Annotated in this window: 13 protein-coding genes; 3 read left to right on the top strand and 10 right to left on the bottom strand. The window is 43.9% G+C overall.

Translation table 11 applies throughout. The features are described from left to right. The first annotated feature begins 19 nt into the window (after nucleotides 1-19). Nucleotides 20-1567 carry an NAD(P)H-hydrate dehydratase gene (locus tag R2Q26_RS03940; RefSeq protein ID WP_317535067.1) on the top strand — a complete coding sequence of 516 codons (1548 nt, stop codon included), beginning with the start codon at nucleotides 20-22 and terminating at the stop codon, nucleotides 1565-1567. A gap of 30 nt (nucleotides 1568-1597) precedes the next feature. On the opposite strand, the gene cysS is transcribed toward R2Q26_RS03940, so the two are convergent. Continuing rightward, nucleotides 1598-2974 carry a cysteine--tRNA ligase gene (gene cysS, locus R2Q26_RS03935; protein WP_317535066.1) on the bottom strand — a complete coding sequence of 459 codons (1377 nt, stop codon included), beginning with the start codon at nucleotides 2972-2974 and terminating at the stop codon, nucleotides 1598-1600. A gap of 192 nt (nucleotides 2975-3166) precedes the next feature. Between cysS and R2Q26_RS03930 the strand changes: the two genes are divergently transcribed. Together R2Q26_RS03930 and R2Q26_RS03925 are read left to right on the top strand one after the other, a co-directional pair. Continuing rightward, nucleotides 3167-3751 (top strand): peptidylprolyl isomerase, encoded by a 585-nt coding sequence (locus R2Q26_RS03930; RefSeq protein WP_317535065.1) that lies wholly within the window; start codon nucleotides 3167-3169, stop codon nucleotides 3749-3751. A 13-nt stretch (nucleotides 3752-3764) separates the two neighbouring features. After that, entirely contained in the window at nucleotides 3765-4256 is a 492-nt protein-coding gene (locus R2Q26_RS03925) for a peptidylprolyl isomerase (protein WP_317535064.1), read from the top strand. 117 nt (nucleotides 4257-4373) lie between these two features. On the opposite strand, the gene R2Q26_RS03920 is transcribed toward R2Q26_RS03925, so the two are convergent. The 9 genes from R2Q26_RS03920 to R2Q26_RS03880 all read right to left on the bottom strand — a co-directional run bounded on the left by R2Q26_RS03920 (nucleotide 4374) and on the right by R2Q26_RS03880 (nucleotide 13594). After that, nucleotides 4374-5552 (bottom strand): O-succinylhomoserine sulfhydrylase, encoded by a 1179-nt coding sequence (locus R2Q26_RS03920; protein ID WP_317535063.1) that lies wholly within the window; start codon nucleotides 5550-5552, stop codon nucleotides 4374-4376. Nucleotides 5553-5638: 86 nt separating this feature from the next. Further along, complete coding sequence (gene purF / locus R2Q26_RS03915; protein ID WP_317535062.1) at nucleotides 5639-7165, bottom strand: amidophosphoribosyltransferase; 1527 nt, start codon at nucleotides 7163-7165, stop codon at nucleotides 5639-5641. Between the two features lie 133 nt (nucleotides 7166-7298). Then, nucleotides 7299-7793, bottom strand: a complete 495-nt coding sequence (locus tag R2Q26_RS03910; protein ID WP_317535061.1) for a CvpA family protein — start codon at nucleotides 7791-7793, stop codon at nucleotides 7299-7301. 37 nt (nucleotides 7794-7830) lie between these two features. Then, nucleotides 7831-8532 carry an SPOR domain-containing protein gene (locus R2Q26_RS03905; protein ID WP_317535060.1) on the bottom strand — a complete coding sequence of 234 codons (702 nt, stop codon included), beginning with the start codon at nucleotides 8530-8532 and terminating at the stop codon, nucleotides 7831-7833. A gap of 28 nt (nucleotides 8533-8560) precedes the next feature. Next, a complete protein-coding gene (gene folC / locus R2Q26_RS03900) occupies nucleotides 8561-9853 on the bottom strand; it encodes a bifunctional tetrahydrofolate synthase/dihydrofolate synthase (protein ID WP_317535059.1) in 1293 nt (430 codons plus the stop codon). A 122-nt stretch (nucleotides 9854-9975) separates the two neighbouring features. After that, nucleotides 9976-10848 (bottom strand): acetyl-CoA carboxylase, carboxyltransferase subunit beta, encoded by an 873-nt coding sequence (gene accD, locus R2Q26_RS03895; protein WP_090566251.1) that lies wholly within the window; start codon nucleotides 10846-10848, stop codon nucleotides 9976-9978. A gap of 6 nt (nucleotides 10849-10854) precedes the next feature. Beyond that, nucleotides 10855-11685, bottom strand: a complete 831-nt coding sequence (gene trpA, locus R2Q26_RS03890; protein WP_317535058.1) for a tryptophan synthase subunit alpha — start codon at nucleotides 11683-11685, stop codon at nucleotides 10855-10857. Nucleotides 11686-11781: 96 nt separating this feature from the next. Next, nucleotides 11782-12981, bottom strand: a complete 1200-nt coding sequence (gene trpB, locus R2Q26_RS03885; protein WP_317535057.1) for a tryptophan synthase subunit beta — start codon at nucleotides 12979-12981, stop codon at nucleotides 11782-11784. Continuing rightward, nucleotides 12968-13594 (bottom strand): phosphoribosylanthranilate isomerase, encoded by a 627-nt coding sequence (locus R2Q26_RS03880; RefSeq protein WP_317535056.1) that lies wholly within the window; start codon nucleotides 13592-13594, stop codon nucleotides 12968-12970. The genes trpB and R2Q26_RS03880 overlap by 14 nt, the downstream gene beginning before the upstream one ends. Nucleotides 13595-13689 lie beyond the last annotated feature (95 nt).

Below are 13689 nucleotides of genomic sequence, written 5' to 3'. Positions count from 1 at the left end.
CGAGAAGGCACACAATCAGATGAATAACCCGATCCCTGTCTATTACACCGCTGACATTCGTGAAATTGAACAGCTCGCTGCTGCCCTGCCCAATCCTCCAGATCTCATGGAAAAAGCTGGATTAGCTGCTGCTCATATCACCAAAGATAGGCTGCTTAGCAACGATAAAAACAAAGTGCTGGTGCTAGCTGGACCGGGCAATAATGGAGGAGATGCCTTTGTCACAGCACGTTATCTACGCGCATGGGGCTTTCAGGTCACCACAGTTTTCACTGGTGAAGCTTCCAAATTATCGCAAGATGCTAAGCAGGCCTTTCAAAACTGGCTGAGTATGGGCGGTGAACTACATAACGACATACCCTCTTCCGGCTTATGGCATGTGGTCATCGATGGCTTATTCGGCATTGGCCTAAACCCTGCCAAATATCAATTGGATGAAAAATATCGACGTCTGATCGAAGTCGTTAACAATATGAATTTACCAGTACTTGCGCTCGATATTCCCAGTGGTCTCAGCGCAGATAACGGGATCGCACTCAGTACTGCCATCAAAGCAACGATCACGGCTACTTTCATTGGCCTGAAACCGGGCCTTCTGACGCATGATGGCTGCGAATACGCCGGAGAAATCATTTTATGCAATCTGGATCTCGATGCAATCTCCATGAAAAGTCCGCAATCATGGCTACTTGATCAAACCATGATAAAAACATTATTGCCTCCACCTCGCCCAGCTAATAGCCATAAAGGCATCTTTGGTAGCGTGGGGATCCTGGGTGGATCGTCAGGCATGATCGGAGCAGCGCTATTAGCAGGTTCAGCCGCACTTAAATTAGGAACCGGCCGAGTATACCTTGGTCTGCTCGCCAATCACTTCCCCACCGTCGATCCAACTCAGCCAGAACTCATGCTGCGTCCGGTAGACGATCTATTTGAGCTTGATCACCTAACTTGTCTGATCGTGGGTCCTGGGCTGGGAAAGGAAATCGCCGCCTGTCTTTGCCTGGAAAAGACTTTGCAGACTTCCTTACCCCTGGTTTTGGACGCAGACGCCCTCAATCTGATTGCGTACCATTCTGAGCTCGCTAGCGCGTTACGTACACGCCGTGCACCATCCCTTCTCACGCCTCATGCTGCTGAAGCAGCTCGGCTGCTCAATACCGATATCGCCACTGTTCAGAGCAATCGCATGAAAGCAGCAGAGAATTTAGCCAAGAATTTCAATTGCTCGCTTGTGCTGAAAGGGGCAGGAAGTATTTGTGCACTTCCAAACGGTCACTGTTATTTCAATGCCAGTGGGAATCCTGGCTTGAGTAGCGCGGGAACAGGCGATGTGTTATCCGGTATGATAGGTGCGCTACTCGCCCAGGGGTTATCATCAGAAAACGCACTGCTACTAGCTGTTTATCTGCATGGCGCAGCAGCGGATGCCTTACTTGAAATCCTGAATGGCCCGATAGGAATGACTGCATCGGAAATCATTGATTCAGCCCGTCGTCTCCTGAATCAGTGGGTGTATGATCATGATGCTCGCTTCAGATATTCCCATGCGCATAGCATTTATTGATCATTCATTTTCCGTACTACTTAAAAAGCATTACTGACGACGCCAGGTTGTCCCCTGGGCACCATCTTCCAGAATAATGCCTGCTGCTGCAAGCTGTTTACGTATATTGTCAGCCTGAACAAAATCCCGCTTCTTCCGCGCTTCCAAACGCTGCTGAATCATTTGTTCAATATCTTCCTGCGAAAACAAGCATTTTTCTGGTGAGAGGATATGCTGCAGATAAGCTTGCGGATCTTGTTGTAACAAACCCAGTGTACCACCCAATGCTTTAAGCAGGGTTGCGAGCCGGGAACTACTCGTTCTATTGATCTCTCCCGCAAGATCAAACAGAACAGCGATAGCTTCGGCCGTATTGAAATCGTCATTCATCGCTGCCTTGAACCGTTCAGCATACGGCTCATCCCAGCTTATGCCAGTCGCTGGCAAATCATATTCTTTCAAAGCGATATAAAGCCGATCGAGCGCACTCTTAGCATCATTTAGATGCTCATCTGAATAATTGAGGGGGCTACGGTAATGCGCACGTAAAATAAAAAAACGCACGACTTCCGGTTGATAGCGCGTGAGAACTTCCCGTACTGTAAAAAAATTACCCAATGATTTGGACATCTTTTCGTTATCAACACGCACAAAGCCATTATGTATCCAATAATTAACATAAGGATGATCGTGCGCTCCTTCGCTTTGCGCTATTTCATTCTCATGATGTGGAAATTGCAGATCCTGACCACCACCATGAATATCAAAGTGCTCGCCCAGATAATGCTCACTCATCGCTGAACATTCAATATGCCAACCTGGCCGCCCTTTTCCCCAGGGGGAATCCCAGCAAGGTTCGCCGGTTTTAGCGGCTTTCCATAGCACGAAATCCAATGGATCTTTTTTATTAAGATCAATTTCTACACGTTCACCCGCACGCAGATCTTCAAGTGATTTACCAGAAAGTTTTCCATAATGAGGGAATTGATGAACTGAATAAAATATATCTCCATTATCTGCAACGTACGCAAGACCCTTCTGAACGAGAGTACGCATCATGACAATCATGTCTTGGATGCATTGGGTAGCACGGGGTTCGTGCGTGGGTTGAACAACGCCCAGTATCGCTGCATCTTCATGCATGGCATCGATGAAGCGTTTGGTCAAGGTATCGATGGATTCATTATTTTCCTGCGCACGTCTAATGATTTTATCGTCAATATCAGTGATATTACGCACATAGGTTACCTTAAAACCAGCTACTTCTAGCCAACGCACTACAGTATCGAAGACTACCAGAACACGAGCATGCCCCAGATGACAATAATCATAAACGGTCATCCCGCACACATACATTTTGACTTCACCAGGATTTATAGGAATGAAATTCTCTTTTTTACGAGTCAGGGTGTTATAAATTTTAAGCATTACAGCGAATCAGCGAATGAATGATTGTGGGAGAAACGATCTTCTTGGTAAAATTTGAGAATTATAGAATTTTATCCTTAATATAAAAGATAAAATTCCATCTTTCCTCATAACAAAAACCGGGGAATTGTAACATAAGGAAGGAGTCACTTTTTGATCCGGCGTATGCACTCATTGAATAGGAACTACACCATGACCCGTTTTCTCTCTGTCTTGTTACTGATGATCAGTACGACACTTTTTGCTGCTCAACCAGAAATCAGAATAAATACTAATCTTGGCCCAATCACCGTGGAACTCTATCCTGAGAAAGCGCCTAAAACAGTAGAGAATTTTTTAAATTACGTAAATGAAGGTTTTTATAATGGCACAATATTTCATCGTGTGATTGCAAACTTTATGATTCAAGGAGGGGGATTCGATCAATCGCTCATCCAGAAGCCAACGAAGCAACCTGTTGAAAATGAAGCTGCTAATGGGTTAAAAAATGAGATCGGCACAATAGCTATGGCAAGAACCAGTAATCCGCACTCAGCAACTGCTCAATTCTTTATCAATGTTGCGAATAATTCATTTCTCAATCATACTGCCCCAACCACACAAGGATATGGGTATACGGTATTCGGTAAAGTGACTAAAGGTATGGAAGTCGTCAATAAAATAGCGACGACACCCACAGGACCAAACGGAATTTTTGCGAGCGATGTTCCGAGAAACACTATAGTAATCGAATCTATCGAGCTTCTCGCAGGTTCCTCTGATCACTCTGATCATTAACTTAGGAATAAACATGATAAAACTACATACTAATTATGGCGTCATCGGAATAGAGCTCGATAATGACAAAGCACCTATTACCGCCCAAAATTTCCTGGATTATGTTAATAATGGACATTATGACAATACATTATTTCATCGCGTCATAGACGGATTTATGATCCAAGGTGGTGGCTACGAACCGGACATGAAACAAAAAAAGACACTTGCTCCCATCAAGAATGAAGCTGCCAATGGTCTTAAAAATGATACCTATACCATTGCCATGGCAAGGACATCCGATGTGCATTCAGCCACATCTCAGTTTTTTATTAACGTTAACGATAATAATTTCCTCAACTATACTGCGCCTACTGCTCAGGGTTTTGGTTATTGTGTCTTTGGTAAAGTAGTAGAAGGAAAGGACGTCGTTGATAAAATTAAGAAAGTAAAAACAGGCAATTCTGCTGGACACCAGAATGTGCCATTAGAAGATGTAGTGATTATAAAAGTTGAAAACTGCTAATTCCATTTCTAAATCAAACCTGACTTTGTCGACTTCTCCTTGCCGTATTATTTTTATACTGTCTGCGGCTCGCCTTCGCGTCATCTTTGATTTGGAAACGGAATAATATGTTTTAAATCAAGATAATAACCCCCGGGCCAGATCTGCTTTAAGATCCTGGGGGGATTCAAGGCCTACTGCAACACGCAGTAACCCATCAGTAATTCCTGCCGCATCACGCGCTTCTTGACTGATTCGGCCATGCGTAGTTGTAGCCGGATGGGTCAATGTGCTCTTAGCATCACCAAGATTAGCCGTGATCGAAATTAATTTCGTATTATCTATTACTCGCCATGCCGCTTCTTTTCCACCTTTCACTTCGAAGGTAACAATACCTCCTCCGGCTGTTTGCTGACGCTTGGCCAGCTCATACTGTGGATGGGATGATAGCCCTGGATAAAAAACACGCGAAACACTCTTCTGTGCTTCTAACCAGCGCGCAATTTCAATGGCATGAGCACAATGCGTCTCCATCCTGATTTTAAGGGTTTCCATTCCTTTCAGAATAACCCATGCATTAAATGCACTCAATGTAGGCCCAGCTGTACGTAGAAAACCAAAAATACCGCCGTCCATCAGCAAATCACGTTTACCCAGCACTGCTCCACCAAGCACCCTACCCTGTCCGTCCAGATACTTGGTTGCAGAATGAATCACTAGATCAGCGCCCAACTCCAAAGGTTTCTGCAAGATAGGCGTACAAAAACAATTATCTACCACCAGCCATGCATTCGCTTGCTTGGCAACTGCTGACAGCGCTGAAATATCGGAGATCTCAGTCAATGGATTGGAAGGTGTCTCCAGAAATAACAGCTTTGTATTCACCTTGACTGCCGCGCGCCATTCATCTATATCAGTAGCAGATACAAAAGTCGTTTGAATATTGAAGCGATTGAGAATATTCGTAAAGAGGCTGACCGTTGCACCAAATAAGCTACGTGAGGCAATAATATGATCTCCGGCTGAGAGTAGTCCCATCACACACGCGAGTATAGCTGACATGCCGGAAGAAGTGGCTACGCATGCTTCAGCGCCTTCCAATGCAGCGAGTCGTTCTTGCATGGCCGTGACCGTAGGATTTGTAAAGCGGGAATAAATATTTCCTGGCTCCTCCCCTGAAAAACGTGCAGCTGCCTGAGCAGCACTTTCAAAAACAAAGCTTGAGGTCAGATACATTGCCTCAGAATGCTCATTGAATTGGCTGCGATGAATACCCGTATGGAGTGCTAACGTTTCTGGCTCTAAATCATCTGACATATCGGCTTTTTTCCCAAATTAAGTCTGCTTGCTTGTTACCCCGAACCAATGATTCTATTGATCTTGCGAGAATCAGTCTATTTTCTCTATGAATCTGTCAATTCCAGCCCCAGATCAAGCTGAGTACTATGCTTATTAGATTGAGATATTTTCGTACCTGAATTACGTTGCAATTCAATTCTGGCTAAATACTCTTGGGTAACATCCTTGGTTATATAATTCCCATCAAAACAAGAACTCTCAAAATTCTTTACGAGTGAATTTACTGATGATATCGCATTTTTGAGAGATTCCAGATCCTGATAGACAAGACCATCAGCCCCGATCTCCCGACAAATCTCATCATCATCACGATCAGTTGCAATCAATTCTTGCCGGGTAGGCATATCAATCCCATAAACATTCGGGAAACGAACGGGAGGTGCTGCTGATGCGAAATATATCTTACGTGCGCCTGCTTCTTGTGCCATTTGCACAATTTCTCGACTAGTCGTTCCTCTGACGATTGAATCATCTACCAACAATACATTCTTACCGCGAAACTCAATGCTGATTGCATTAAGTTTCTGGCGCACTGACTTACGTCGATGCTGCTGACCCGGCATGATGAAGGTCCTACCAATATAACGGTTCTTAACAAATCCTTCTCGGAAATTGATACCGAGATGATTAGCAAGCTGTAAGGCGCTTGGGCGGCTTGATTCTGGGATGGGAATCACGACATCGATATCAAGATGCCGCATCGTTTTATTTATTTTATCCGCAAGACTGCTTCCCATATTAAGCCGACTTTCATATATGGAAATACCATCCATGATTGAATCTGGACGTGCCAGATAAACATACTCAAAAATACATGGATTAAGAGTAGGATCAATTGCGCACTGCTTGCTATAAAAACAACCTTTATCATCGATAAAAATTGCTTCGCCTGGGGCAACATCACGAATCAATTTAAATCCAAGCGTATCAAGGGCCACACTTTCCGATGCCACCATATACTCTGTTCCATGATCTGTTTCTGCTGCACCAAAAACTAAAGGACGAATGCCATAAGGATCACGAAAAGCAAGTAAACCATAGCCAGCAATCATTGCTATCACTGCGTAAGCTCCTTGGCAGCGGCGATGTACTCCAGAAACTGCAGCAAAAATTGTAGCAGGATCTAACTGATAGCTCGTTGCATACTCTTGTAATTCATGTGCCAACACATTCAGCAGCACCTCTGAATCAGAATGTGTATTGACATGACGTCGATCAGACTGAAACAATTGCTTATCAAGCTCAGCTGCATTAGTTAAATTGCCATTATGTCCCAATACAATCCCAAAGGGCGAATTAACATAGAATGGCTGGGCCTCAGCTGGCGATTCGGCAGAGCCAGCGGTAGGATAGCGTACATGACCTATCCCTATATTACCCGGCAGAGCACGCATGTTACGAGTACGGAAAACATCCCTGACCATGCCTAATCCCTTATGCATATGGAAAGTATTTTCCTGCGCTGTCACAATACCAGCCGCATCCTGCCCACGGTGCTGTAACATTAACAAACCATCATAAAGCACTTGGTTGACTGGCGATTGAGTAACTACACCGAGAATCCCACACATATTTAACCTCGGAATAAACCTAGATTACAGAAAAAAGAAAGTAAGCTCTTCATAATGAATCTGAAAGACTCCAAATGGATGTATTTCTTATGATCAATAGACTTATTTATTTCGTCCCAGTAATCTGTATCGATCATTTATTAAAACTTATATGCTCTTTGAGATCTTGTGGCAACCACGGAATTGCTTGCGTCGCTATCATTTCTAATGGCTCCCTCAATAATGCCTGTTGCCAGAAAGATTGTTGGGGCAAAGTGGTAAAACCTGCAGCTAATGCTATAAATAAGACAATTAACACCCCACGCGCAAAACCAAATACTGCACCCAGAATTCTATCGATAAAGCCAAGACCAACGCTATTGACCAATTTGGACAATAGCAATGAGCACACCATTACTACTACTAAAGCCACAAAGAAAGTCATCACAAACACAATCAACATACGCAAAGAACCATCTTCAACGGTCTGCGGTAAGAGTGGTTCAAAATTTGCCGCATAATGGCTTGCCACAAAGAAAGCAATGATCCAGCCAAGCAATGACACCACTTCACGCACCACACCCCGAGTAATACTAAGAAGGACAGAAATGGAAACTATGCCCAGAACAATATAATCAAAAATAGTCATTTACTATTACTTTAAAGGCAAAATGAGTAAGTTCAAACTATCTACTTGTCACAACACCACTCAATCCCATTTTCTTTAGCTTCTCATACCCCTCTTCTGCTGCCTTCCGTGTTGGGAAAGGACCGACACGCACACGAACCATTTCATTACTACCTACTTTTATCGTTTCAATATAAGCGTCAACACCACTAGCCGCAAGATTCTGTTGCTGCTGCTTCGCCTTGGTCGGATCAGCAAATGCACCCAACTGTATTACAAATGTGCCCTCAGCTTTGGGGGATTCTGGTTTTGCAGCCTGAGTAGATTCTGGCCTTGTGGCTTGTTGAATAGATTCTGGTCTTGCGGCTTGAATTGTGGGTTTATTAGTTTGAATTGCAGGTTTATTTAACCGGGGTTTAGAAGAAGGTATCGGAATACGTGAAGTACTATATAATTCCGTCGACTCATCATCTGTTCGTGTAAATTCTGGCACACTGAATGGTAAGGGTTCTCCCGATTTTGTATTTGCATTGCTATCGTGATCAGCCGACTCGCCTGGCATCATCCAAGGAGATGATTCACTTACCAAATCTTCTGACGGAATAAGAATATCAACTTCTTGCTGCTCTTGTTTCGGCTCATTGTCAAGAATCATTGGTAAAAATACTACTGATAGAATCACCAATGTAACCGCTCCTACTAAACGTCTTCGCGCACGTTTTCTCAGTAATGCTTCTTCTTCACTAATATTTCTGACCATTTGAAGTTACCTTTGGATCATTTATAACTTAGTTCTTCTGTAATACCCCTAATACAGCACTCACTGTATAAAACGAGCCAAATACGCATATTCTATCACTCTCAGTTGCATGCTCACGAGCAAAAACATAGGCTGCTGACGTATCTGGAAAAACACGAATCTTATCTTCATCTGTTATTCCTATTTCTTTTAGCGCCTGAATGATTTCATCCGCTGAAGCACCACGGGCAGTATGCGTACTTGCTACCAACCACGTGTCCACGCACTTTTTCAAAGCCAGCACGACGGAAGTGATATCCTTATCCTTTAACATGCCAATAACTCCATAAGTATACTGATGAAAGCCTAAAGCGCCAAGATTATCCGCTAGTACTCGCGCAGCCGCAGGATTATGCGCCACATCTAGAATTGTCGTCGGTCTCCCTGGTAAAACCTGAAATCTACCAGGCAAAGATATTTCTACCAGACCTCGCCGCACATCATTTGCAGTAACCGGTAGTTTGTCTCTGAGCATATTCAATGCAGTTAGACAGACACTGGCATTTTTTAGTTGATATCTTCCACGTAAGGCTGGATAAGGTAAGGAAGAACAGCTACCTACTGGCCCCTTGTAATTCCACTGAATATTGTCGGCCTTATAATCAAAATCTTCACCCATACAAATAAATTTTGCACCTATGGTATTTATCTGTTTACGTACAACTTCCGGAAGATTTGTCTCACCACAGATAGCAATTTTATCCTTCCTAAAAATCCCTACCTTTTCAATTCCGATTTCTTCACGTGTAGTACCAAGATAATCCATATGATCTAAATCAATATTAGTCAGTATGGCACAGTCTGCATCAAACACATTGACAGCATCCAAACGTCCACCTAATCCTACTTCCAGGATCGCGACATCCACTTTTGATTGAGCAAACAAATACATTGCCGCCAGTGTCCCAAACTCAAAATAAGTCAGAGAGATATTGCAACCCAATCTGGCTGATTCTATGACATCAAAGGCGCAGCAAAGCTCCTCATCTGAAACTGCTTTTTGCTCAATACGAATGCGCTCATTATATTTCAGCAGATGCGGGGAGGTATAACATCCAACGCGATATCCCGCACAACTTAGAATTGACTCGAGCATGGTACAAGTTGAACCTTTCCCATTAGTGCCTCCGACTGCAATAACCGGAAACGTGGGAATAAGACCCGCAGTATCTTTCACTTGTCTTACTCGAGCCAATCCCATATCGATAGCTTTGGGATGAAGATGTTCAAGGTACAACAGCCAATCAGTCAGCGAGGTGGGTTTTGCGGTTTTTTCCGCCATCGAGATATTCCAACAAACCAGAAATTTTTGAATAGCAGTAGGATTAGGTTATCAATTAATCAGATCGGATATTAATATAATTGCTTATCAAACTTTTCTCTAATCATGAAAGGAAATTCCAGTTAGCTGGATACAGGAACGGGTACGCGCATTAATAACGCACATAAATTAACCAGTTTATCACGCATCTCCCTACGATCGACAATGAGGTCTATTGCACCATGCTCCAGCAAAAATTCTGCTCGCTGAAATCCATCGGGAAGTGTCTGACGTACTGTTTGCTCAATCACTCGTGGCCCTGCAAAACCAATCAATGCCCCCGGTTCAGCAATAACAATATCTCCAATAAAAGCAAAACTCGCTGAAACACCGCCCATGGTTGGGTCAGTCAAGACTGAAATAAAAGGTAGTTTCTCCTTACTCAGTCGCGTAAGTGCCGCCGATGTCTTTGCCATCTGCATCAGCGAAAACAATCCTTCCTGCATGCGTGCACCCCCACTCGCTGTAAAACATACAAAAGGCAAATGCTGCTCGATACAAACTTGTATAGCACGGACAAAGCGCTCACCAACGACAGAACCCATGGAACCTCCCATGAAACCAAACTCGAAAGCAGCCACAACCACTGGCACGGCTTTGATGCTTCCCTGCATAACTACAAGAGCATCATCTTCATTCGTACTCTCATTAGCTTGGGTCAATCGATCAATATAACGCTTACTATCTTTAAATTTGAGGGGATCCTGTGGCGCTATTTCTGCTCCGATTTCATTACGCCCTCCTGGGTCCAGTAACATATCAATTCGTTTTCTGGCAGAAATACGATTGTGATAACTGCACTTAGGGCAAACGTTTAGATTTTTAACCAAATCGGTGTAATACAATACCGCCTCACAAGAAGCGCACTTACTCCACAATCCTTCCGGTACCGCCTTCTTTTCACCATTTGCTTTACGCTTGATTTTGGGCGGGATAATGCGTTCGAACCAACTCATAGCTTTCTAGCACTCAGAATCTGAGGTAATTGTGCCGTTGATTTCATCAAGCGCTGCACGTAAGGATTTCACTAAGTTATTAACATTATCCAGCAAAGCAGAACGAGTGGAATTTTCAATTTCTTCGATAATACGGCTACCGACCACCACGGCATCGGCCAGCTCTGCAACTGCCCTTGCTGCTACGCTATCTCGTATCCCAAAACCAACTCCAATAGGAATAGAGATGAGCGAACGCACCTCTGCCAGCTTATTGCGCACATCCACTAAATCAAGATGTGAAGCCCCTGTGACACCTTTTAATGACACATAGTAGACATAACCTTTTGCCAGTTTTGCTACTTTCTCCATCCGTCTTTTAGGTGTAGTAGGTGACAATAAAAAAATAGGATCGATCTTCTGATCTTCTAGTTGTTGCACCCATTCCTCACATTCCTCCGGCGGATAATCAACAATTAAGACACCATCCACCCCAGCTTCCTTTGCCGCCATCGCAAAATTGCCATACCCCCTCGCCTCGATTGGATTGGCATAACCCATTAACACCACGGGAGTAACCGTATTTGTTTTTCTAAATTCGGTCACCATGGTTAACACATCTTTTAAACCGGTGTGATGATACAGTGCTCTTTCAGAAGAACGCTGAATAGTCGGGCCATCTGCCATCGGATCAGAGAATGGCACCCCTAATTCAATAATATCAGCCCCTGCTTGCACCAGCAAATGCATCAACGTAACCGTCATTTCCGGTTCTGGATCACCTGCAGTAATAAATGGAATCAGCGCTTTTTTATTTTGTGCTTTGAGTACAGAAAAAGTCGATGTAATACGATTCATCTTTAAATAAATATCAGTCAGTCAACGCAAAGCAAGCATTGCTTTTGGATTCAGGCATAATTGTTATTTGATGAATCTTCACTAGGAAGATTTTATTCAAAATACTATTCCGGATTGTTGCGCAACAGTAGTCATATCCTTATCACCCCGTCCTGACAGATTGACCAACAGCAATTGGTCTTTCCCAAGGGTAGGAGCAAGTTTAGCCGCGTAAGCCAAGGCATGGCTCGATTCTAGTGCCGGAATAATCCCTTCAAATCGGCACAAGGCATGAAACGCTGATAGAGCCTCATCATCCGTTACTGCCACATATTCCGCTCGACCACAGTCTTTGAGCCATGCATGCTCAGGACCCACACCTGGATAGTCCAGCCCTGCAGAAATAGAGTGGGTTTCGATAATCTGACCATTATCATCCTGGATCAAGTAAGTACGGTTACCATGCAAGACTCCTGGCCTGCCTGTCACCAAGGTGGCAGCGTGCTGGTGGGTATTAATTCCCTTACCTGCAGCCTCTACACCTATCATGCGAACATTGTTATCCTCTATATAAGGATAAAATAAACCAATAGCATTTGATCCACCTCCCACACAGGCAATCAATGCATCGGGTTGGCGCCCATATTCCTCTTCCATTTGCACTCTGGCTTCTCGTCCAATGACAGCTTGAAAATCCCGTACCATCATTGGATAGGGATGTGGGCCTGCAACCGTGCCAATAATGTAATAAGTATTTTCAACATTGGTAACCCAATCTCGCATCGCTTCATTTAACGCATCCTTAAGCGTACGAGAACCAGACTCAACCGGTATAACTGTAGCACCAAGCAATTTCATTCGATAAACATTGGTTGCCTGACGCTTCACATCCTCCGAGCCCATATAAACGACGCATTCCATGCCATAACGCGCAGCAACTGTCGCACTTGCGACACCGTGCTGACCTGCACCTGTTTCAGCAATCACTCGGGTTTTGCCCATGCGCTTTGCTAGCAATGCTTGCCCCACAGTATTGTTTATCTTATGAGCACCTGTGTGATTCAGATCTTCCCGCTTGAGCAAGATCTGGGCGCCACCAAGATGAGCTGACCAACGCTTAGCATGGTAAATTGGGCTTGGACGCCCAACGTAATACTTGAGTTCATGAGTGAACTCCGCTTGAAAAGCGGCGTCATCCCGGAAATGCTGATACTGAGCAAGTAATTCATCCAGTGCTGCGATAAGTGTTTCTGCTACAAATGTACCACCATATGGGCCAAAATGCCCATGCTTGTCTGGAAGATCATAAATCTTCACAATTCTTGACTCCTTGCATAAAAGCAGAAATTTTGTTCACGTCCTTAATACCCTTTGCGACTTCTACCCCGCTAGATACATCTACGGCCCATGGCCGAACTTGTCTAATCGCATTCACCACATTATCAGGACTAAGGCCGCCTGAAAGCACGAGTGGTAAAGGAAAATCTGTTGGAATCAAATTCCAGTCAAATACTTGCCCAGTACCACCTGGCATCCCTGCTGTATAGGTATCCAATAATAATCCTTTGGCATTCTGGTAAAGCTTTCCGTATTGTAACAAATCCATCTCTTTCCTGACACGCAAAGCTTTAATATAAGGCAACATAAATTGACCACAAAATTCGGGCGTCTCCTCTCCATGAAATTGGAGCAAATTCAACCCAGCTGTGATGGAAGTCTCTTCCACCCATTCTGGAGAAGGATCAACATAAACACCCACTACATTCATGAAAGGCGGCAAGCGCAATACGATTTCACGTGCCTGAGTAGGAGAAATAAAACGCGCACTTTGACGCCAGAAAACAAATCCAATAGCGTCTGCACCCTGTTGCGCCGCTACCAGCGCATCTTCAACGCGTGTTATACCACAAATCTTTACACGGATCGGCACAAAATACTCACTCCATTTTAAACATATAAATAATCCACTTCTTATTCCATTTCTAAATCAAACTTGACTTTGTCGGCTTCTCCTTGCCGTATTAT

It is taken from the genome of Nitrosomonas sp. Is37 (assembly GCF_033063275.1).
Lineage (GTDB): Bacteria > Pseudomonadota > Gammaproteobacteria > Burkholderiales > Nitrosomonadaceae > Nitrosomonas.
This window is presented reverse-complemented; position numbering and strand designations above follow the sequence as displayed.

Coding starts and splice junctions, on each gene's coding strand:
- accD (WP_090566251.1), bottom strand. CDS start 10,848: ATGAGTTGGTTCGAACGCATTATCCCGCCCAAAATCAAGCGTAAAGCA.
- R2Q26_RS03925 (WP_317535064.1), top strand. CDS start 3,765: ATGATAAAACTACATACTAATTATGGCGTCATCGGAATAGAGCTCGAT.
- R2Q26_RS03930 (WP_317535065.1), top strand. CDS start 3,167: ATGACCCGTTTTCTCTCTGTCTTGTTACTGATGATCAGTACGACACTT.
- R2Q26_RS03920 (WP_317535063.1), bottom strand. CDS start 5,552: ATGTCAGATGATTTAGAGCCAGAAACGTTAGCACTCCATACGGGTATT.
- R2Q26_RS03905 (WP_317535060.1), bottom strand. CDS start 8,532: ATGGTCAGAAATATTAGTGAAGAAGAAGCATTACTGAGAAAACGTGCG.
- folC (WP_317535059.1), bottom strand. CDS start 9,853: ATGGCGGAAAAAACCGCAAAACCCACCTCGCTGACTGATTGGCTGTTG.
- cysS (WP_317535066.1), bottom strand. CDS start 2,974: ATGCTTAAAATTTATAACACCCTGACTCGTAAAAAAGAGAATTTCATT.
- R2Q26_RS03940 (WP_317535067.1), top strand. CDS start 20: ATGAATAACCCGATCCCTGTCTATTACACCGCTGACATTCGTGAAATT.
- R2Q26_RS03910 (WP_317535061.1), bottom strand. CDS start 7,793: ATGACTATTTTTGATTATATTGTTCTGGGCATAGTTTCCATTTCTGTC.
- purF (WP_317535062.1), bottom strand. CDS start 7,165: ATGTGTGGGATTCTCGGTGTAGTTACTCAATCGCCAGTCAACCAAGTG.
- trpA (WP_317535058.1), bottom strand. CDS start 11,685: ATGAATCGTATTACATCGACTTTTTCTGTACTCAAAGCACAAAATAAA.